The organism is Lactococcus protaetiae (genome assembly GCF_006965445.1).
Lineage (GTDB): Bacteria > Bacillota > Bacilli > Lactobacillales > Streptococcaceae > Lactococcus > Lactococcus protaetiae.
The window spans coordinates 249,899-272,127 of record NZ_CP041356.1 but is presented as its reverse complement, the minus strand read 5'-3'; the positions used below and the strand labels follow the sequence as shown (position 1 = coordinate 272,127).

Here is a 22,229-nt window from a genome sequence, read left to right as displayed (position 1 = left end):
TGTTTGAAGTGATTACTTCATTGGCGGGGGATTCTTTCTCCCCACCAATGTTAGGGCACAACCTCTAGGTGTAACAACTAAGCGACCTGTACGCAGCTAAAGCTGCAACAGTCTGCTTAACATCAAAGATATGAGGTCACCCTGTCCCTGAAGTCTAAGCGCTAAAGCGCTAAGATCCTAGGGCAGTAGAACGAAAACAGAGCTTGCTACTTCGCCTTATCGCTTTAGCGATTTAGAGCGAATGGACAGCGTAGCGAAGTGGAGATAGTGCTGCTAAGTTAAAAATTAAAAAGAATTAGATTGAGGAAGGAAAATAGATGCCTCTAATTAATATTGACCTCTATGATAAATGGACAAAAGAGGAAGCCAAAGTGTTGCTTAATGGTATTCATCGTGCTGTGTTGTCAAGCTTTGGTGTACCTGAACGTGATCGTTATCAGATTTTGCGCTGGCATAAAGAAGATGAGATGATTTTAGAAGATACAGGATTGGGTTTCGAGCGCGACAAAGGGCGTGAAGTGGTGATTCAGGTCATTTCGAGAAAACGGACAGAAGATTCTAAGGTAGCTTTTTACAAAGCAGTAGCTGCTAATCTAAAGGAAGATTTAGCTTTGAATCCAAAAAATTTACTCATTTCTATCGTAGAAAATGGTGATGCGGATTGGTCATTTGCTGATGGAGAAGCGCAATTTTTGACAGGAAAATTATGATGCAGGAAATTATTGAAATTTTTAGGGCGCAATGCAATCAAGAGGTTGCTGAAAAACAGGCTGCATATTTACGTCATCAATTTGAGTTTATAGGTTTAAAAACTCCTGTACGACGCCAATTGCAAAAAGTATTCTTGGCAAACCTATGTAAAAATAAAGTGATTGATTGGTCATTTGTTTGGAAAATGTGGCAGTTACCTGAGCGTGAATTTCAATATTTAGCGGCAGATTATTTGATAAAGATGAAAAAACATCTGACAAATGCTGACTTGTTTGAAATAAAAAAACTCGCTGTTACAAAGTCTTGGTGGGAAACTGTTGATACTTTAGATGAATTAGTTGGACATTTGTTGCTTACTGACAAAAGTCTGTCAGCAATGACCACTGCGACTGGTCGCTTTAGCGATGTAGCGAGGGTAGATATTGTGCCACAAATCGATGTTAAGACAGAAATTGAAAAATGGGCGGTAGATGATAATTTCTGGGTGCGCAGACTTGCGATTGATTGTCAGTTAGGTTTTAAAGAAAAGACGGACATAGTTTTACTAGAAAGTGTACTGACAAAAAATTTGTCAGGTTCAACTTTTGACCAAGAATTTTTTATTAACAAAGCGATTGGCTGGGCGCTCCGCGATTTTTCAAAAACTGACGCTGATTGGGTACGTGAGTTCATCAAAATAAATGGTCATAAAATGAGTAAACTCTCATATCGAGAGGCGAGTAAATATCTTTAATAAGATTGTTCAGAAATACGGGTTGCTTTTGACGGCGAACGTAGCCTTGCGTTCATTCACTAGGCATATATGCCGAGCGCTTGACAGTGCACTATCAAGGTTGCGGATGAAGCAAGCGTAGCTCATATCAAAGCGTAGTTCGACAAAGAAGCAGTGTTGACTTCACGCGTCTAATATGATTTCAATTTTAAAAGTCCCTTTGAGTGTTATATTTAGAAGCCAAATGCGATAAGGAATTGATTTGACAGAGCCTATATACTGTGATAAAATTAGAGCAATGTTCAAAAATAAACTTAATTGACTTGTTATAAAACGTTATTTTGTTATCTACTTATAAATTTGTATAGACGAAGAAATAGATTTTGAAATAACTCTAATGTTCATTGAGTTTGGTGTGTCGAAAGCTATAAAAGCAGGTGATGCTACTTCTGAATAACACATCTTATATCTTACAAAGGAGACAGAAATGTCAGGATTCTCTCTTATTCTCATCGTCATCGTTATGGGTGGGATGATGTTCTTTATGAACCGTAACCAAAAGAAACAACAAGCAAAACGTCAAGAGCAATTGGATGCAATGCAACCAGGTTCAGAAATCGTTACTATTGGTGGCTTACATGGTGTATTATCTAGTGTTGACTCTGCTAAAGGTACCATTGAGCTTGATTGTGAAGGCGTTATTTTAACTTTTGACCGCGCAGCTGTGAAAACAGTAAAAAGTGGTGTGACTCCAGCTTCAGCTGCCGTTGAAACTCCAACTGAGGATAAAATCGAAAATCCATTTGAAGAAAAATAGATTTTTAAAACAGCATCATCAATCAATTGGTGTTGAAAAAGAAATGTGATTCTGTCAGTATGCTGACAGAATTTTTGCGTTTCTAAAAGAAGATTTCATCAAAGCAAGTGCGTGCTATCTCTGTCTTTCGGGCTGCGCTGTCGATGCTCGCTAAAGCGCTGAAAGCGCCTAGTAGCAATCGCAATACCCCACCTCTTGGTGAGTGTGGTATTAAAGTGTAACTCGTATAATTAAAGGTAATATGTATTAAAAAAATGAAGCTTGGGAAGAATGATTTGGAGAGATTTAACAAGAAAATTTGTGATACAAATCTGCTTAGAAATATGGTAAAATAGGAATACTAACTGTGAGGTGCTATGTTTAATAACTTGAAAAATAACTCGCAAGAGGAAATTCCCGTACCACAGCACGTAGGTGTGATTATGGATGGTAATGGGCGTTGGGCGAAAGCTCAAGGAAAACCACGCATTTTTGGTCATAAGGCTGGAATGGATGCATTGAAAAAAGTAGCTGTTCATGGCGCACGTCGAGGCGTTGCGGTGATGACCGTTTACGCATTTTCAACGGAAAACTGGGCACGTCCAGTAGACGAAGTCAAGTTTATTATGAGTCTGCCTATTGATTTTTATAGTAAATATGTGCCGGTTTTAAAAGAAGAAAATATTCAGATTCGGATGATTGGTGAACGTTCAGGCTTACCTAAAGCCACGTTAGAATCAATTGATCGTGCAGCGCGTGAAACAGCAGATAATACAGGAATGATTTTGAATTTTGCGATGAATTATGGTGGACGCCGTGACATTATTTTAGCAATTCAAGATTTATCAGCTTCAGGTTTTGATTTGTCAGCACTGACAGAAGAAGATTTGGCCGAACACCTACAAACTGCGATTTTGCCAGTAGAATACAGAGAGCCTGATTTGATTATTCGCACTTCTGGCGAACAAAGAATGTCTAATTTTTTAACTTGGCAAGCAGCCTATAGTGAACTATATTTCACAGATGTGGCATGGCCAGAGTTTGATGAAGCTGAGCTTGATAAAGCGATAACAGCCTTTCAGCAACGTGACCGCAGATATGGAGGTTTGAAATAATGACGCAGAGAATTATAACAGGAGTAGTAGCTGGAGGGATTTTCTTAGCACTCCTGATATTAGGAGGAGTGTACTTCCAGATTTTAGTGGGATTGCTTGTAATTATTGCAATGCATGAACTCTTTAAAATGTACAAGCTCCAACTTCTTTCATTTGAAGGAATTTTGGCTACTTTGGCCTCTCTCTCACTTGCTCTTCCTATTGGTCAGCATTTCCTTGGACTTAATATTGATGGCGGAATGATGCTCTTTACACTTTTTTTGTTCGCAATGCTTACAGGAATGGTTTTTTCAAATGGAAAGTATTCCTTTGAAGATGTAGCATTTCCATTTTTATCAGCTTTTTATGTAGGGATTGGCTTCCAAAATCTTTTGACGGCGCGTCAAAGTAGTATTTATATTGTATTTTTGGCTCTTTTTATTGTTTGGGCGACAGATATTGGTGCTTATGCGGTAGGACGTTCATTAAAAACGCGATTTCCTCAAAAACTTTTGCCGTCAGTTTCACCTAATAAGACAGTCGTTGGCTCTCTTGGAGGTATTGTCTCGGCCGTTGTAGTTGCTCTAATCATGTTTTTCCTTTATAGTAAAGAATTACCTCAAATTGGATTTATAAAACTTATCTTGTTCACAGTAATTTTTTCTATTGTGGGACAAATTGGAGATTTAGTAGAGTCAAGCATTAAACGACATTTTGGAGTGAAAGATTCTGGAAAACTTTTGCCAGGTCATGGAGGTATCCTTGACCGGTTTGACAATCTTATTTTCGTTTTCCCAATCATGCACTTACTTGGACTTTTTTAACCAACCAAGTGCGTGCTATCTTACGCTGTCCATCCTCGCTACGTGCTTCGCACGCCGTTCTACGAAGCTGTTAAAGCAGTAAGAGCAAAAGCCCAAAGCGTAAGGCGAAATGGCAAGCTTTGCTTTCGTTCTACAGCGTAGCAAAGCGAAGATAGAGCGAATGAATAACGAAGTGAAACGGAGGTGTGACCTCATATCTTTGCTAACATCAGTAGGAGAGAAAGAATCTCCTACTGATGAAGTAATCACTTCAATTATGTATAGTCTCAAAAGCCACTATATTTTTAGAAATTCAGTCCAAGTTGGAATTTCTGAGTTTTTATACTAGGGCTAATCCATTGTAAAAATCAACAATGGATTGACACTGCTACGCAACTAGTGTAGTTCACCTTAAATGTGCCAGTGGTGCCTTTAGATGTTAAACAGTATTAGAGCTTACCTAATGATTAAATGAAATGGAAAAATTGAGTTTAAAACGGAAAAGTTTAATTAAATGAAAAACAAACTTTCCCTATTTCTCAAACAGGAGGATTTTTATTGATTGAAACTTTGATTACCTTCATCATTATTTTTGGAATTATTGTTGCGATTCATGAGTATGGTCATCTTTGGTGGGCAAAACGTGCAGGAATTTTAGTGCGTGAATATGCAATCGGCATGGGACCAAAAATATTTGCTCATCGTGCTAAAGACGGTACATTATATACTATTCGTATTCTACCTCTGGGAGGCTATGTTCGTTTGGCTGGCTGGGGCGATGACAAGACTGAGATTAAAAAAGGTATGCCAGCATCTCTTGTCATGGGACTGACAGAATCAGAAATTACTGATAGCGTTTCTGTCAGTGATAAAATTACAAGAATTAATCTGTCAGAGCACGTAGAGCTTGACCACGCTATTCCAATGCTTGTGACTGATTATGATTTTGAAAAAGAGTTATACATTGAAGGTGAAGTTTTCGGAGAAACAAAGCGGTACAGTGTTTATCATGATGCGACAATCATCGAAGAAGATGGAACAGAAGTTCGTATTGCACCGATTGATGTTCAATATCAATCAGTAAGTGTAATTCATAAAATACTGACAAACTTTGGCGGACCGCTGAATAATTTCATTCTAGGAATTATAGCCTTTATCATCTTAACCTTTATGCAAGGTGGAGTTCCGGCAAATACAAATGTAATTGGACAAGTTGAACATAGTACACCAGCTTATAGTGCAGGTTTGAAAGCTGGCGATAAGATTCAGTCTGTAAACGGAAAAAATACTGACAATTGGTCGGAAGTTGTGTCAGCAATTACAGCTTCTGAAGGCAAAAAATTAAACCTTCAAATCAGTAGAAACGGTGCTGACAGGGAACTGTCAGTAACACCAAAGAAAATTGATGGTGCTTACCGTGTAGGAATCATGCAATCAATTAAAACGGGCTTCTTTGATAAGGTGACAGGCGGTTTTGTTCAAGCAGGACAAGCAGCAACAGCCATTTTTAAAGCGCTAGGTAGTTTGATTGCACGACCGAGCCTAGATAAATTAGGAGGACCAGTAGCAATTTACCAGTTGAGTGGGGAAGCTGCTCGTGCTGGATTGACGGCTATTGTTTATCTTCTTGCCATGCTCTCTATTAACCTTGGGATTGTGAACCTTTTCCCAATTCCAGTGCTTGATGGTGGAAAAATTGTACTGAACATCATTGAAGCGATTCGGGGAAGACACTATCACAAGAGAAGGAATCAATCATTACACTTGTCGGAGTTGTTTTTATGGTTGTACTCTTTATTGCCGTTACTTGGAATGATATTCTACGTGCCTTTGTCCACTAATATAATTGAGTTCGATGCGCTTGAAATCAGTGAAAATAGATGCTTTGCTGTCCACTCGTTCTATCTTCGCTTTGCTACGCTGCCGATTTCACTAAGCCACTAGGTAAAACAACTAGCATATCCGTAAGTGCTGAAGCGCAAACGGCTATCCTATAAAGTGGCAAGTTTAAATCGCAATCGCTTGAAATCGCAAGGCGAAATGGCAACTTCCAGAACCGTGCGTTCGCATGAATCTGTAATTTCCTAAATTTCATGATTTCAAAACGAGCGCCCCTCACATCTTAAAGGAAATTAATATAATGAAACAATCAAAAATGCTTATCCCAACACTTCGGGAAATGCCATCAGATGCACAAGTTATTAGCCATGCTCTTCTTATGCGTGCTGGTTATGTTCGTCAAGTATCAGCAGGAATTTATGCTTACCTCCCTCTTGCTAATCGTGTACTTGAAAAATTGAAGAATATTATGCGCGAGGAATTCGATGAAATTGGTGCAGTTGAACTTCTCGCTCCAACCTTATTGACGGCAGATTTGTGGCGTGAATCAGGTCGCTACGAGACTTATGGAGCAGACCTTTATAAGTTGAAAAATCGAGATTCCTCTGATTTTATTCTGGGTCCAACTCATGAAGAAACAATGACAGCACTTGTGCGTGATGAAATCACTTCATATAAAAAACTTCCTCTCAATGTTTATCAAATTGCTGCAAAATACCGTGACGAAAAGCGTCCGCGCTATGGGCTCTTACGTGGTCGTGAGTTTATCATGAAAGACGGATATAGCTTCCATGCTGATTATGATTCATTAGACGAAACTTATAATGATTACAAAAAAGCCTATGAAAAAATCTTTGAGCGCGCTGGTCTTAAATTCCGTCCTATTATTGGTGATGGTGGAGCGATGGGCGGTAAAGATAGTCAAGAATTTATGGCGATTACAGATGACCGTACAAATATTGAAAATTGGCTTGTATTAAGCAAAAATATTAGTTCAATTGAAGAAATTCCAAGCTCAGTGCTTGAGGATATCAAGACGGAGCTTGACAAATGGTTGGTCGCTGGTGAAGATACATTAGTGTATGCTGAAGGTGGTGATTATGCTGCAAACCTAGAAATGGCATCAAGTCAATTTGAACCAACAGCAAGTTATACTGAAGAGCTTGAACTTGAAAAAGTAGCAACACCAGATGCTAAAACAATCGAAGAAGTTTCAACTTTCCTTGATATTGAACCACGAGAACTTGTGAAAACATTGGTCTATAAAGCTGATGAAGAGTTGGTTGTTGTCCTTTTACGTGGTGATGATGAGCTTAATGAAGTTAAATTAATCAATCATCTAGGAAGTGATTTCCTTGAAGCAGCTGCGGAAGAAGATGTATTTGAGCTTTTGGGTGCGCATTTTGGTTCACTTGGACCAGTTGGCTTGAAAGATGTAAAGATTATTGCTGACCGTGAAGTTGAAGTCATGAAAAATGTTGTTGTAGGTGCTGACGAAGATGGTTTCCACTACAAGAATGCAAATCTTGGTCGTGACTTTGAAGTCTCAGAGTTTACTGACTTACGTACTGTTCGCGAAGGAGAGGTTTCTCCTGATGGGCGTGGTACATTGAAATTTGCTCGTGGAATTGAAATTGGACACATTTTCAAACTTGGTACACGTTATTCAGATGCTATGAATGCTAACGTTTTGGATGCTAATGGTCGTTCAATTCCAATGATTATGGGTTGTTATGGAATTGGTGTGAGCCGACTGCTCTCTGCAATCTTAGAACAATTTGCTCGTATTTATGTCGAAAAAACACCGAAAGAAGAATTCAAATTTAGCTGGTCAATTAACTTCCCTAAAGAATTAGCTCCTTTTGATATTCATCTTGTTCCTGTTAACACTAAAGATGAAGCAGCAATGGCATTGACTAATGAATTAGAAGAAAAACTTCGTGGTAAAGGTTATCAAGTATTGGTTGATGATCGCAATGAACGTGCGGGAGTTAAATTTGCTGATAGTGACCTGATTGGGTTACCAGTGCGTGTTACCATTGGTAAAAAAGCTGCAGAAGGTATTGTCGAAGTTAAAATACGTGCGACAGGTGAAGTTGTTGAAATCAACAAAGATGAACTTGTTAACACGATTGAAATTTTGAGCAATTAAGGTTGTTCAGCATTTCTGAACATAACTAATGATAAAAGAATTTGCCATGAAAATAGTAATTGTTGGTAGCTCTCATGCGGGCATTTGTGCAGCGTTGCGAGCGTTAGAAGAGTACCCCGAAGCCGAAATCACGCTTTATGACAAGCGTGACCAGGTTTCTTTTGTTTCTCAAGGAATTATTTCTTACCTTTCTGGTAGAAAGCCGACACTTTTTCAATCAAGTTATTCCTCTGTCCATGAATTGGAAAAGGCGGGGCTGGATATGCGGATGAAAACGGTAGTTGAGGAGATTGATATAAAATCAAGAAGGATAGTTTACCACATATTAGATTCGGATGAACTATTGACAGATACATATGATAAGTTAATTTTTGCAACAGGTTCTTATCCATCAATGCCATCTATTCCTTTTGATAAAGAAAGCAAACTTTACTTTTTAAAGAGTATGGAGGATGCTATCGAAACAGATGAATTCCTTAAAAATGCTAAGTCAATAGCTGTTATTGGCGGTGGAATGACAGGAGTAGAGCTTGCTCGTATTACTCAAAGTCGAGGAATTCAAACAACAATCATTCATCGAAACAAGTGCCTATTGAATGATTATCTTGATGAGCCTGCAAGTCATTTGCTAGAAAAACAACTCAATTCTGAAGGGATTAGAACAATATTGAATGCTGATGTAACCTCCATTACAGTAGAGGGTGGAGCCACAGTTATTAATATGGAAGCAAGAGAAGCTCTCGCAGTAGAAGGTGTGATATTTACGATTGGTTTTCGGCCTAATTCATACTTACTAAGCAATCAAGTTGAACTTGGGGATAATGGTGCAATACTGGTTGATGAATATATGCAGACCAGTCATCAGGATGTTTTTGCAGTTGGAGATGTTTCAACAACTTACGTCAACCTGCTTGATAAAAATCTCTATTTACCCCATGCTTCAGATGCAGTACGAGATGGAGAAATTGCAGCAATTAATCTAAACGGTCCTCGTCAAAAAATTAATAGTACGCAAGGAACTTATCATGTACCAATGAACAATCTCGTTCTTGCTATGACTGGTATCACTATGAAGCAAGCAGTAGAGTCAGGTTATGATGCAGATGCAGTACATATGCTAAATCAGCATCTAGAGGGGCATTCTCCAAGTAATATTTGGATGATTTATGAGCGGCGAACTCACAAGATTCTCGGCTTGCAATGTATAGGAAAAACCAAAGATATGGCAGAATATGTTAATATTGTGTCGCTTGCAATCCAACAAGAATTGACGATTGAAGATATTGAGTTTACAGATTTTTACTTTGAGCATGGGTATAAAGACCCACGTGGTTTTAATCGTATACTAGCACGCTTAATGCGTGAAAATGAAAAATAAGTTTGTTCAAAAATTCGCACTACTTCCTATTTGAAGTTTATCAAAGCAAGTGCGTGCTAATACCCCAGCTCTTAGGTTGGGTGTAAAGCAGCACTAAGTTGACTGCCCTAGGGTGTTAGTGCTTTAGCACTTAGGCTTCTGGGACAGGGTGACCTCATATCGAAGATGTGAGGCTGTACCCTAGATTCAGTGGCGAGTTGCCCTTTTATCAGTCGAATCGCCTTTTGCTCTTGCTGCTTTAGCAGCTAAGCAAACGGACAGCGTAGCGCAGCGAAGATAGCGACTAGAGAAAATGGACAAATGTTTTACGAAACTCCCACTGAATAAGTCTTGACTTCATCAGAAGATGACAGGCAAAAGTAAAGTTTTTGAACAAACAAACGAAAGGACAATCGTGGAAGAAACTGCGAATAAAGATTTAATTTATTGCCAAAAAGTGCTAACGCTGCTTGAACACTTAGAAGATAATAAGCAGAAAAGTGAAACATTCTATGGTCAGTTTGAGAAGCAAATTATTCGTAGAAGACGGTTGAAAATCTTCGTTTTAGGAATTTTACTTCTGGCTGTGATTGTAGTAGGAGGAGAATTTGTTCATCTTTCTCTTGGGTTTTTATTGTTTCTAATTATCGCATTAATGTCGCTTTATATTATTTTGATGGGAATGAGTTTGAGAAGATTTACAAAAAAATCTATTATTGAGCAGGTAGATAAAAAGCAACGAAAGACATTAGAAATTGGAACAAAAAAGCTTGAAGATGAGCGTAAAGGATTTAAAAGAGAGTTAGCTTCATTTGACCGTATCCCAACCAAATATCAATCAGTCACTGCACTTCATCACTTGATTCGGTATTTTGAAAGAGGAGAAGCTCAATCTTTAGAGGAAGCTCTTTATTTTCTTGGGATGGACGAAAAGAATAAAACTTTTATAAATTCTTCTGATGTATTTTGAGATTCATGTCAACTCACTGTAAAATGCTTGGCTCAGATAGTATAAAGTAAATAACAAAAAACTTGTCCGAGTGGGTAAGTTTTTTGTGTTATAATTGATATTAGACTTTTGACAAATTTGTCAAAAACTTCAAGAAAGAGTGATGCTGCTTTTCTTAACAAACGGTTTTGAGTAGTTTTCATAATTTGGATAGGAATAAGTAGTTAGCGGAGTAATCTCTAAGAGCAGTTTTATACTAGTTCATCTTTAAATCTGTGTAGCAGATTTGGTAGTTGAACTGCAAATATACTGCCTTGCGCTTGCGGAAGAAATGGTTTGCGTAAACGCAAACTTTAATTTCTAAAAGGAACTTTTAGAAATTAAGCAGTATTAGAAGTTAAATCGTAATAGAAAGAATATAATCATGGAAAATCTTTTTGAGAAATTGATGGAGCAAATAAAACTGCCAGATAGTGCACGCCATTCAAGTTATTTCTCTCATGCTGATATTGAGAATGTCGAGGTGCATACTGCAAGTAAATTTTGGCATTTTCAGCTTGTTTTTGATGAAATTTTGCCTGTCAGTACTTACAAAATGCTGTCAGAACTGACAGAGACAGCCTTTTCCAATATTGCCCAAACAAAAATTTCTGTAAGCAGCCGTGAGAGTGATTTTGACGAACAAAAGCTCAATGACTATTATCAATATGCATTGACCCTTCCAGAACTTTCTGACTCAGCATTTTCTAGTGTGTTTAGAAAATATCATTTAGAACAACGTGGTGTGCAAATTAATTTGCTCGTTGAAGATAATCCACGGATTGACTGGTTTGTCAAAAAATATTTCCCAGCTTTAGAGCAAAGATTTGCTGATTTTGGTTTTGGTGAATTAAAAATTCGTCCAGTTATTGATCAGAAACTTACGGAGCTGTCAGTAGCTGCTCATGAAGAAAAAGTAGCTGCAAGATTGGCGGTACAAGCGGCTGAGCAAGCTCAAGTCAACGAGATTAAAAAACAGCGAACAGAAGAGAGAGAAAATAAAAATACTAGAGAAACTAAACCAGAATTCGTTGAGACAGCGTTGTCAGATGGTATTGCGTTTGGGCGAAAAATTAGTGGACAAAGCCCAATTACGAGTATGGCTTTTATTGCTGGTGAAGGTTCGGGAGTCATTTTTGAAGGTGCCGTATTTGAAGCAGCTCATCGTGAATTTACAGGTAAAGAGTCAGGCAAAACGAATCATATTTTAGAGTTGAAAATGGCTGATGAGACATCGACTTTTATGATTTCCAAATGGGGGCGTAAAGATGAGGAAATTGCTCAATTTGACCAAATTGTAAGTCAAGTTAAAGCGATGAATGATTCTGTCAGTACTGACGAAAATGAAAACCTTGCTGACAGCCTGAATGATGCGCTGTGGTTACGTGTTCAAGGAAATATTGAACATGATAAATATAAAGATGACCTTGTGATGACCGCAAATGCTATAGTTGAAATTCAGCCTAAACCAACTGTAGATAGAGTAGCTCTCCAAATCAAAGCTGTAAAATCTGATAAAATTCAACTTGGACGTGAAATTAAAAACAATGAACCAATCACTCCAATGCGCTCTGTCAGTGAATTTTCAACGAACGGACCAGTTATTTTCGAGGGTTATGTCTTTAAAGGAGAGCTCCGAGAAATTAAATCTCGCAAAACTGGCAACATCAGCTACCTTCTCGAATTTGAAATGACTGACTATACATCCAGTTTTTATGTCCAACGTTGGGTACGTGGAGATGAAGAAATCAACCTTGCCAAGCAAATCAAGGCAGGACTTTGGTGTCGTGTACGAGGAACGGTACAGCGTGATAATTTTAAAAACGATTTAGTGCTTCAACTATCAGATTTCATTGAAATTCCAACACAAAATGTCCGTGAAGACAAATCTGATGAAAAACGTGTGGAATTTCATGCCCATACCAACATGAGTCAAATGGATGCTATTCCCTCCGCTTCAAGCCTTGTTGCTCAAGCTGCAAGATGGGGCCATAAGGCGATAGCAATTACGGACCACGGTGGTTTACAATCTTTCCCAGAAGCTCATCAGGCAGGGAAGAAAAATGGAGTTAAAATCATTTATGGTGTTGAGGCAAACCTTGTCGAAGATAAGATTCCAATCGTTTATAATGAAGCGGACGTTGATATGTATGACTCAACTTACGTTGTATTTGACGTGGAAACAACAGGACTTTCAGCCGTTCATAATGACTTAATTCAGATTGCGGCAACAAAGATGCATAAAGGAAATCCTATTGATGAATTTGATGAATTTATCAATCCTGGATATCGTCTAAGTGAATTTACCACAGAGTTGACAGGAATCACAGACGACCATCTAAAGAATGCAAAACCACTCTATGATGTGTTAACGAAGTTCCAAAAATTCTGTGAAGGAACAATTTTGGTTGCCCACAATGCCACATTTGATGTCGGTTTTATGAACATGAACTATTCAAGAAATGGCTTGCCAATCATTACAAACCCTGTCGTAGATACACTAGAGTTTGCTAGAAATTTATATCCCGAAATGAAGCGGTTCGGTTTGGGTCAATTGACTAAAAAGTTCCAAATCGGTCTTGAACATCACCACATGGCAAACTTTGATGCGGAAGCTACAGGGCGCTTGCTTTTTGTCTTCTTAGAAGAACTTCGCACGAGAAATACAGGTTGGACAAGTCTTTTAGAGTTGAATAATAAGCTTGTATCGGAAGATTCTTACAAGAAAGTTCGTCCAAAGCACGTTACGCTTTATGCCAAAACGCAAGAGGGATTGAAAAATCTTTTTAAACTTGTCAGTTATGGTAATGTTCGTTATTATGCAGGAGTACCGAGAATCCCACGTAGCGTTCTTGAAGCACATCGTACAGGTCTTATCGTTGGTTCTAGCTGTGAAGTTGGTGAAGTATTTGATGCGATTACGAATAAAACTTTTGAAGAAACATTGGAAATTGCAAAATTCTATGACTTCATTGAGGTCTTTCCACCTGCACTCTATAGAGCGTTGGTAGCTGGTGGGTCGTTTAAGTCTGAAAAGGAACTAGAAAAAACACTCAAAGACCTAATCAAGATTGGTAAAACACTTGGTAAACCAGTACTTGCGACAGGAAATCTGCATTACCTCAACCCCGAAGATGCCATTTATCGTGAAATTATTGTGAGGAGTCTAGGACTGGGAGCGGAAATTAACTGGACTCAAGGTCATGGTGAAAAAGCTAAACCGTTACCACTTCCCGAAGCTCATTTTCGCACAACGGATGAGATGTTAAAAGATTTCAGTTTTCTTGATGAAAAAACGGTGCGTGAGATTGTTATTGAAAACACTCAAAAAATGGCTGACGAATTTGAAACTTTGACCCCCGTTCGTGATGATCTTTATACTCCTAAAATGGTTTTTGAAGGTGGAGAATCTTCTGAAGAGCGGATTGTTCGTTTGACTTATGAACGGGCACATGAGTGGTATGGGAATCCTTTACCTGATATTGTCGATGCAAGGCTAGAAAAAGAGCTGCGTTCAATTTTGGGGAATGGCTTTTCGGTGGTCTATATTATCTCGCAGGAGTTGGTAAAACGCTCTAATGAGCGTGGTTATATCGTTGGTTCTCGTGGTTCCGTCGGCTCTAGTTTGGTTGCAACGATGATTGGGATTACAGAAGTTAATCCGCTTGCGCCTCACTATCGTTGCCCAGAATGTCAATATTTTGAATGTTTTGATGATGGAACATATGGTTCTGGCTATGATATGCCAGATAAAGACTGTCCAAACTGTGCCCACAAGTTAATCAAAGATGGACATGACATTCCTTTTGAAACTTTCCTTGGCTTTAAAGGGGATAAGGTTCCTGATATTGATTTGAATTTCTCAGGTGATGACCAGCCTTTTGCTCACTTAGATGTGCGTGATATTTTTGGTGAAGATTATGCTTTTCGGGCGGGGACTATTGGCACGGTCGCAGAAAAAACAGCTTTTGGATTTGTCAAAGGATATGAGCGTGATTATGACCAGTTTTATGGTAATGCAGAAATTGACCGATTGGCTGCTGGTTCAACAGGTGTCAAACGGACAACAGGTCAGCACCCTGGTGGGATTATCGTTATCCCAAATTATATGGATGTTTACGATTTTAGTCCTGTGCAATATCCAGCTGATGATGTCAACGCTGAGTGGCAAACGACTCACTTTGATTTCCACGCGATTCATGATAATATTTTGAAGCTTGATATTCTTGGGCATGATGATCCTACGATGATTCGTAAGTTACAAAGTTTATCGGGTATTGTACCAAAAGATATTCCAATGGATGACGAGGGAGTTATGCAGCTTTTTAGTGGCACCGAGTCATTGGGCGTTACTCCTGAGCAACTGGGAGTTAAGCTTGGTACACTTGGTATCCCAGAGATGGGAACTTTTACCTCTATGAACATGATTGCAGAGGCCAAGCCCAAAACTTTTGCTGATTTGTTACAAATTTCTGGTCTTTCTCATGGCACAGACGTTTGGGCAGGCAATGCTCAAACCTTGATTCAGCAAGGTATTGCAGACTTGTCAAGCGTTATCGGCTGTCGGGATGATATCATGGTTTATTTGATTCACGCAGGATTGGATAATTCGATGGCCTTTAGTATCATGGAGCGCGTGCGTAAAGGAATGTGGAATAAAATGCCTGTTGATGAGCGAGAACGTTATGTCGAAGCGATGCGCGCACACGATGTTCCAGAGTGGTATATTGAGTCGTGCTCTAAGATTAAATATATGTTCCCGAAAGCTCATGCGGCAGCTTATATCATGATGGCATTACGAGTGGCCTACTTTAAAGTTCATCAACCTATTCTTTACTATTGTGCTTGGTTTTCTATTCGGGCGACTGCCTTTGATATTGGAGTCATGGGTGCAGGGCTTGAAGCCGTCAAAGCTAAGATGAAAGAAATTAAGGATAAAGGTTTTGATGCGACAAATGTTGAAACCAACCTTTATACAACATTAGAACTTTGTAATGAGATGTTGGAACGTGGGTTTACTTTTGGTAAGATTGACCTCTATCGTTCGGAAGCAACCGAATTTGTGATTGATGGTGATACATTAATCCCACCATTTGTCACAATGGATGGTTTGGGAGAAAACGTTGCAAAACAAATTGTTTCAGCAAGAAAAGATGGTGAATTCTTGAGTAAAATGGAGCTACGCAAGCGTGGTGGAGTTTCTCAAACAATTATTGAAAATATGACAAATATGGGTATTCTAGGAGGAATGCCTGATGATAATCAACTCAGCCTCTTTGAAGATTTCTTTTAACTTAGTAAGTGCGCGCTATCTCCGCCCTTTGGGCTACGCTGTCGATGCTCGCTACGCCACTAAAGTGGCTAGTCGCAATCGCAATTCCCCACCTCTTAGAGGTGGCGGGATAAGCAGCACTATCTCCGCTTCGCTACACTGTCCATTCGCTCTAAATCGCTAAAGCGATAAGGCGAAATGGCAAGCTCTGCTTTCGTTCTACTAACATTGGTGGGGAGAAAGAATCCCCACCAATGAAGTAATCACTTCAAATCTTGCTTTTTATAGGATTGTCAAAAGTCCATCAAAATATAAAATTAACTTCGTCAATTTGACGAAGTTTTTTCGGTTCAGAAAATGGAAATATTCTTGTGAGAAAATAATTGACCTTTAGTCATCTAAAATACCAAGTAGGTGGAGTGCTGAAACAAAAATTTTACTATAATTTTTAATAAAGTAAAGGTTTTCTTAGTTGTAAGCTTGTGATATAATAACGGTATGTACTCAAAAGAATACTCACATACGGCGATTATTGCTCAAAACATCAAGAAATATCTTTCTGAAAATAAAATGCTTCAAAAGGAATTAGCGGAACGTGTTGGGATTGCGCCATCGACAATGACAGACTATTTGAAATTACGTTCAAGACCAAGTCATGGTGTTATTCAAAAAATGGCTGATGTTTTTGGTGTTGCGAAGTCTGATATTGATACCACTTATAAGGTTGAGGGAGCTCAATCTCTAGAAACAATGATTGATAGTGCTTCAATATTTGAAGATGTTCAGATTGATGAAGAGGATAGAGTAGCAATTAAGAATATAATTAGGGTTTATTTTTTGAATAAAAACCAATGAAGTCAAGACTTATTCAGTGGGAGTTTCGTAAAACATTTGTCCATTTTCTCTAGCCGCTATCTTCGCTACGCTACGCTGTCCGTTTGATTGCCATAGGGCGTTGCCTCTATTCTTGTCACTTTAGTGACTTAGAGATAGAGGACAAATGTTCATCGGCACTTTAGTGCCTTACAACCAATGCCTTTTGCTCTTGGGGCTTTAGCCCTAAGCAAACGGACAAATGTCCTAGGGTCATGCGAAGCTAGCTGCTAAAACTTGCATCTTCGCTTCGCTCCGCTATCCATTCGTTCTAAGCCAGCAAAGCTGGCAAGACGAAATGGTAAGAGCAAAAGGCAATGCGACTGATAAAAGGGCAACTCGTCACTGAATTTAAGATACAACCTCTAGGTGTAACAACTAAGTGACCTGTACGAACAGTCTGCTTAACATCTTCGATATGAGGTCACTTTGTCCAAGAAACCTAGGCGCTAAAAGCGCCAACGCCCTAATATGGCAGTCGTACGAAATGTTGCTTTATCTCCAACCTAGGGGGACGGAGATAGCACGTACTTGCTTTGATAAAAATTTAATAGATTTAGCTAGTCCAGTCTGACAAATAAAATACTCCAAACTTGGAGTTTTTTTTTGTTACTTTTTACTTTTAAATTCGTATAGTTAAATATGATTCAAGATAAGGCAAGCGAAATTTTAACTGATGCGATGACTAAAGAAAGTCATGATATTTATTTTATTCCTCATCAGGAGGGATACGATGTTTATTTTAGAGAAGGAGACAGGCGTTTATTCTTTGAGCATTTAGACAAGGAATTGGGGCAGGCGATAATTTCGCATTTTAAATTTCTCGCTGGGATGAATACAGGGGAGAAACGCAGAACTCAGTTAGGGGCTTGTTGGTACTCGCTGGACATTGGTGTTAAGCGTTTAAGAATGTCTACGGTTGGAGATTTTGAGGGGAGGGAGTCCTTGGTCATTCGTATTTTAAGAGAGGAATCAAGGAAGTTGGAGTTTTGGTTTCGGGATGAGGAGCTGTTAGCCAGTCTACATTGTAAGCGAGGATTATATTTGTTTGCGGGTCCAGTAGGTTCAGGAAAAACGTCCTTGATGGTGGAACTTGCAAAGAAGAATTTTATGAATAAACAAGTAATAACGATTGAAGACCCAGTTGAAATTGTAGAATCTGACTTTGTGCAGTTGCAGGTAAATGAAGTCATCGGTAATGATTATGATGAACTCATTAAATGCTCATTGCGTCATCGTCCTGATTTATTAATTGTTGGAGAGATTCGTGATAAAAAGACAGCACGTGCAGTATTAAGAGCAAGTTTGACTGGTTATACTGTATTTTCTACGGTTCATGCGCGGTCTATTTCGGGAGTGTGGAATAGACTTTTAGAGCTAGGACTGAGTGAATGGGAATTAAAAAATAGTTTGCGTAGGGTGATTTATCAGCGTCTTATTGCTGGGAAGGGAGTGGTTGATATTGCAGAAAGTGAATTTGAAAAATGGAATGCCAGGAGATGGAATGAGAAAATGGCGAGATTATTTGAAGATGGATATCTTACAGCTATTGAGGTTGAAGCGGAAAAAGTTGAGTTTGATAAAACAAGCAAAATTGATTCAGTTGATGGCAAATCTGACTGCTAATGGTTTTCATTTTGGCGAAATTGTTGAATTTCTTGGATTATCACATCTAGTTGAGCAAGAATTTACGTTGAAGTTGCGTGCGGGGCTTTCTGCTGGTCAATCTCTTTCCGAAATTTTGGAGGCATTAAATTTTTCTAAAAATGTAGTGACTCAGGTTGAATTAGTTGAATTTCATGGACATTTGTCGGAGACTTTGTCATTTATTGAGCAAAATCTACGGCAACAGTTGACGATAAAAAAGAAATTAGCTGGACTGTTAACTTATCCGATTATTTTACTTGTTTTTCTAGTAGGAATTATGTTGGGTTTAAAAAATTATTTACTTCCACAGTTGGATTCTGGGAGAAGCTGGGCAATGATTTTGATTAATCATTTACCAGTACTTTTTGTAAGTAGCTTTGTTTTTTTGTCAGTACTGACAGCTTTAGGAGTTGTTATTTTTAAGAAGAAACCAGCAAGTCGAACTTTTATTTTCTTAGCAAGATGTCCATTTCTGTCAGACTTTGTCCGTTTATATTTAACGGCTTATTTTGCAAGAGAATGGGGAAATCTTTTGGCTCAAGGTGTGGATTTAAAGAAAATTTTAATCATCATGAGAAGACAAAAAAGTCGAATTTTTTCAGAGGTGGGAGAAGTATTAACTGAGAGATTAGAAGCTGGGGTGAACTTTGATGTTGCGGTAAGTGAATTGGGGTTTTTAGCACCGGAACTTGCGATAATGATTGAATATGGGGCGATGAAAGATAAGTTGGGCTTGGAACTTTTGCTATACTCGGAAGAGTGCTGGGAAATTTTTTTTGCAAAAGTTGAACGAGCGATGCAGTGGATTCAGCCGATTGTTTTTATTTTTGTAGCGCTGATGATTATACTTTTATATGTGGCAATGCTATTACCAATTTATTCAAATATGGGAACAATGATGGGATAAAAAATGAGAAAAGATATTAAAGCGTTTACTTTGATTGAGATGTTGATTGTGCTAGCAATTATTAGTATTTTAATTTTGTTGTTTGTACCTAATCTGTTAAAAGAAAAAGAGCAAGTCCAAAAGACTGGCGAAGCTGCTGTGGTGAAGGTGGTTGAAAGCCAAGCACAATTGTATGAACTAGATCACACAGAAACACCGACTTTGTCAGATTTGGTGGCAGCGGACATGATTACTAAAAAGCAAGTTGAGAGCTATGATGACTATTATGCGCAAAATAAGGGAGAAACACGTGAATTGGCAGATTAGAGCTTTCACACTAGCGGAGTCCTTACTAGTACTGACTGTCATAAGTTTTTTAACGCTAATATTTTCGTCAGTACTGACAAAAACGGTGCATTTGGTCAGAGGAGAATTATTTGTCTTACAATTTGAAAACTTGTATAAAAACACTCAAGAAGATGCAGCACTACTCTCAACAAGGGAAGATTTCGGGGTGAGTCAATCGTTTTTAACTTATGAAAATCATAGACTAAAAATACCTGATGAGGTCAGAATTTCTGATTTTTCAATTCAGTTTGATGAGCAGGGTGAAAATTCAAGCTTGAAAAAAATTAAAATTTTATTACCTGATGAACAAAAAACGGTGAGCTATCAGTTGGAGATGGGAAGTGGAAAATTTAAAAAAACGGTCAGTTAAGGCATATTTACTACTTGAGAGTTTGATTACACTTGCTTTGCTGTCAGTTTTGGTAAGTGTTGTACTGACAGAAGTTGTAAATGTTCGTCAGCAACTGACAGAAATTAATCAACAGATTGAAGATTTAAACGTCGCAAAAATGGCAACTGACAGCAATCTTTCGAAGTTGTCAGTAAATGGTGCAGCGATAAAAATAACGAAAGATGATAAACGAACGGTGGTTATTAATCATGGGAAGGAATTATTGAGGCTTGAAATTAAAAATTAGAGCGTTTACAATGCTAGAATGTCTAGTCGCTCTTCTTGCAATATCTGGTTCTGTGCTTGTTATCTCTGGACTTACTCAACTCCTTCAGCAGCAAATGGCTAAAGGACAGACGAATCAACAAAAAGATTGGCAAATTTTTTGCGAACAAATGCGCGGAGAGCTAGAAGGAACAAAACTTGATGATGTTTCTCAAAATTTTTTGTATATTACGAAAAGTAAAGCGTTGAGATATGGTTTAGTAGGCAATGATTTTCGCAAAACAGATGCTCAGGGAAAAGGATACCAGCCGATGCTTTTTGGGATAAAGTCTTGTCAAATACTAGATAATATGGGAGTGGTAAAAATCATGATAACTTTTGATAGTGGAGGGAAGCGGACATTTGTTTACAAATTTGAGGAGTAATGTCAGAGCTGGAATCTTGCTGTACACTATGGTTCTAGCTTTGATTTTTAGTTTATTTTTACAGTTTTATTTACAAGAGCAAGTAGAAACACAGAAACATTTACTGACAGAAAAAGATAGACTGACAGCGGAGCTGATGGTATCTTTAGCAAAGCAAGAAAAATTAGGACAATCAGGAGAAATACAATTTAGCCAAGGTTTTTTGACTTATCAACGACTGACAGGTTCATCAGTAAGTACGAATAATGCTGTCAGTACTGACAGTGAAATTCAAGACAGTTTTGAGATTCATTTATCCGATGGGAAAGTTTTTCAAATGGAATAGGGACTTATTTAGTGGGAATTTTAACTTATCAAGTGCGTGCTAATTCTCGCCACCTCTATAGGGTGGCGGATAAGCAGCACTATCTCCGCTTCGCTACGCTGTCCATTCGCTCTAAATCGCTAAAGCGATAAGGCGAAATGGCAAGCTCTGCTTTCGTTCTACTGCCCTAGGGTCTTAGCACTTTAGCGCTTAGACTTCAGGGACAGGGTGCCCTCATATCTTTGATGTGAGGTCGTGCCCTAACATTGGTGGGGGAGAAAGAACCACACCAATGAAGTAATCACTTCAACTTATCAATAAATTCAATCAAGGTAAAAGTTCATTTTGTCCAAGAAACCTAAGAACTAAAGCACTGATGGGTCAGCTAAAATTCGAAATTTGTCATTTCGACTAGGTAGCAAATAAGCAAATGGAGATGCGGGAAGCGTTCGTAAAAAGGTGTGTGAAGCTCGGGAGTACATACTTGTTTTGATAAAAAAATTAAAAAAATAACGTTAACCAGTTGACATTATTTTTTTATTGCTATATAATTAACCAGTAAACTAATTATGGAAGGATGAAATCAGATGGATTTAGAGCATCAAATTGACCAATTTCTAGGAAAGATTATGCAATATGCGGAAAACAAACATGAGATTTTGTTAGGAGCATGTGAAAGTCATTTAAAATTGACAAGTACTCAGGAGCATATTTTGATGCTTTTATCTAATGAGGTTTCAACTAATGCACGTATTGCTGAACAACTCAAGATTTCACCAGCAGCGGTGACAAAAGCATTGAAAAAATTGCAGGAGCAAGAATTGATTATGTCTAGTAGAGCTTCAAATGACGAACGCGTGGTCCTTTGGAGTCTGACAGAAAAAGCGTTGCCTATTGCAAAAGAACATGCCGAACATCATAAAAAGACGCTTGCTACCTACCAAAAGTTAGGGAACAAATTTAACGATGATGAACAGAAAGCCATTATCAAATTTATGAAACTACTTTCAGAAGAACTATCATCAGAAAAAAGTGAAACGAAGTGAGTGATAAGGTTAAGCTTTGCCCACAATACAGAGTTTTTGGTACCAAACGAATAAGTTTTGTGACAAAGCAAGATTAATTTTACACGAAAATAATATTCACTTTAGACCAAGTTCTTGAGTATCATTCAAGAAGTGGTATTAAGATAAAGCGAGTTGTAATACTGTTTGATAGCGCAAATAGCTACATCAATCCAGCTTTGATTTGGAGTAATTTATTATGAACCTGAAAGTTGGCAGTATTAGACATTGAGATTTTCGGTGAAAACAATATATTGAGTAAGCCGGATAGAAAATAACGATAAAGTTGAAACTCAACTACGAAGTGAAAAAAATTTTAGAGAGAGTTGAGCATAACGGAGG

Annotated in this window: 18 protein-coding genes and 1 pseudogene; all 19 read left to right on the top strand. The window is 38.3% G+C overall.

Annotation, left to right across the window (positions count from 1 at the left end):
• Positions 1-317: 317 nt before the first annotated feature.
• The 19 genes and pseudogenes from FLP15_RS01300 to FLP15_RS01210 all read left to right on the top strand — a co-directional run bounded on the left by FLP15_RS01300 (position 318) and on the right by FLP15_RS01210 (position 21,869).
• On the top strand, positions 318-710 hold the full coding sequence (locus FLP15_RS01300; protein WP_142765699.1) for a tautomerase family protein: 393 nt from the start codon (positions 318-320) through the stop codon (positions 708-710).
• Positions 710-1,444: a DNA alkylation repair protein gene (locus FLP15_RS01295; protein WP_142767400.1), complete on the top strand. Its 735-nt coding sequence runs from the start codon at positions 710-712 to the stop codon at positions 1,442-1,444. Before FLP15_RS01300 ends, FLP15_RS01295 begins: the two co-directional genes overlap by 1 nt.
• Positions 1,445-1,910: 466 nt before the next feature.
• Entirely contained in the window at positions 1,911-2,240 is a 330-nt protein-coding gene (yajC, locus tag FLP15_RS01290) for a preprotein translocase subunit YajC (protein ID WP_120772590.1), read from the top strand.
• 356 nt (positions 2,241-2,596) lie between these two features.
• Positions 2,597-3,334, top strand: a complete 738-nt coding sequence (locus tag FLP15_RS01285; RefSeq protein WP_142765698.1) for an undecaprenyl pyrophosphate synthase — start codon at positions 2,597-2,599, stop codon at positions 3,332-3,334.
• Entirely contained in the window at positions 3,334-4,137 is an 804-nt protein-coding gene (locus tag FLP15_RS01280) for a phosphatidate cytidylyltransferase (protein WP_142765697.1), read from the top strand. Before FLP15_RS01285 ends, FLP15_RS01280 begins: the two co-directional genes overlap by 1 nt.
• 537 nt (positions 4,138-4,674) lie before the next feature.
• A pseudogene (gene rseP / locus FLP15_RS01275) lies at positions 4,675-5,957 on the top strand (RIP metalloprotease RseP).
• Positions 5,958-6,256: 299 nt separating this feature from the next.
• Positions 6,257-8,107, top strand: a complete 1,851-nt coding sequence (locus tag FLP15_RS01270; RefSeq protein WP_142765696.1) for a proline--tRNA ligase — start codon at positions 6,257-6,259, stop codon at positions 8,105-8,107.
• A 46-nt stretch (positions 8,108-8,153) separates the two neighbouring features.
• Positions 8,154-9,485: an FAD-dependent oxidoreductase gene (locus FLP15_RS01265; protein WP_142767399.1), complete on the top strand. Its 1,332-nt coding sequence runs from the start codon at positions 8,154-8,156 to the stop codon at positions 9,483-9,485.
• A gap of 346 nt (positions 9,486-9,831) precedes the next feature.
• Positions 9,832-10,434, top strand: a complete 603-nt coding sequence (locus tag FLP15_RS01260; RefSeq protein WP_142765695.1) for a hypothetical protein — start codon at positions 9,832-9,834, stop codon at positions 10,432-10,434.
• Between the two features lie 403 nt (positions 10,435-10,837).
• Entirely contained in the window at positions 10,838-15,745 is a 4,908-nt protein-coding gene (locus FLP15_RS01255; RefSeq protein ID WP_190288320.1) for a PolC-type DNA polymerase III, read from the top strand.
• A 477-nt stretch (positions 15,746-16,222) separates the two neighbouring features.
• Complete coding sequence (locus FLP15_RS13780; RefSeq protein WP_142765693.1) at positions 16,223-16,579, top strand: helix-turn-helix domain-containing protein; 357 nt, start codon at positions 16,223-16,225, stop codon at positions 16,577-16,579.
• 660 nt (positions 16,580-17,239) lie between these two features.
• Entirely contained in the window at positions 17,240-18,223 is a 984-nt protein-coding gene (comGA, locus tag FLP15_RS01245; RefSeq protein ID WP_142765692.1) for a competence type IV pilus ATPase ComGA, read from the top strand.
• Positions 18,129-19,151: a competence type IV pilus assembly protein ComGB gene (comGB, locus tag FLP15_RS01240; protein ID WP_142767398.1), complete on the top strand. Its 1,023-nt coding sequence runs from the start codon at positions 18,129-18,131 to the stop codon at positions 19,149-19,151. The genes comGA and comGB overlap by 95 nt, the downstream gene beginning before the upstream one ends.
• Positions 19,152-19,154: 3 nt before the next feature.
• A complete protein-coding gene (gene comGC, locus FLP15_RS01235; RefSeq protein WP_120772581.1) occupies positions 19,155-19,457 on the top strand; it encodes a competence type IV pilus major pilin ComGC in 303 nt (100 codons plus the stop codon).
• Positions 19,417-19,848 carry a competence type IV pilus minor pilin ComGD gene (gene comGD, locus FLP15_RS01230; protein ID WP_142765691.1) on the top strand — a complete coding sequence of 144 codons (432 nt, stop codon included), beginning with the start codon at positions 19,417-19,419 and terminating at the stop codon, positions 19,846-19,848. Before comGC ends, comGD begins: the two co-directional genes overlap by 41 nt.
• The gene (gene comGE / locus FLP15_RS01225; RefSeq protein WP_142765690.1) at positions 19,820-20,116 is read left to right on the top strand and encodes a competence type IV pilus minor pilin ComGE; all 297 of its coding nucleotides are present in this window, start codon (positions 19,820-19,822) and stop codon (positions 20,114-20,116) included. The genes comGD and comGE overlap by 29 nt, the downstream gene beginning before the upstream one ends.
• A gap of 10 nt (positions 20,117-20,126) precedes the next feature.
• Positions 20,127-20,519, top strand: a complete 393-nt coding sequence (gene comGF, locus FLP15_RS01220) for a competence type IV pilus minor pilin ComGF (RefSeq protein WP_142767397.1) — start codon at positions 20,127-20,129, stop codon at positions 20,517-20,519.
• 28 nt (positions 20,520-20,547) lie between these two features.
• Positions 20,548-20,844 (top strand): competence type IV pilus minor pilin ComGG, encoded by a 297-nt coding sequence (gene comGG, locus FLP15_RS01215; RefSeq protein WP_142765689.1) that lies wholly within the window; start codon positions 20,548-20,550, stop codon positions 20,842-20,844.
• Positions 20,845-21,410: 566 nt separating this feature from the next.
• Positions 21,411-21,869, top strand: a complete 459-nt coding sequence (locus FLP15_RS01210; protein ID WP_142765688.1) for a zinc-dependent MarR family transcriptional regulator — start codon at positions 21,411-21,413, stop codon at positions 21,867-21,869.
• The last annotated feature ends 360 nt before the right edge of the window (positions 21,870-22,229 follow it).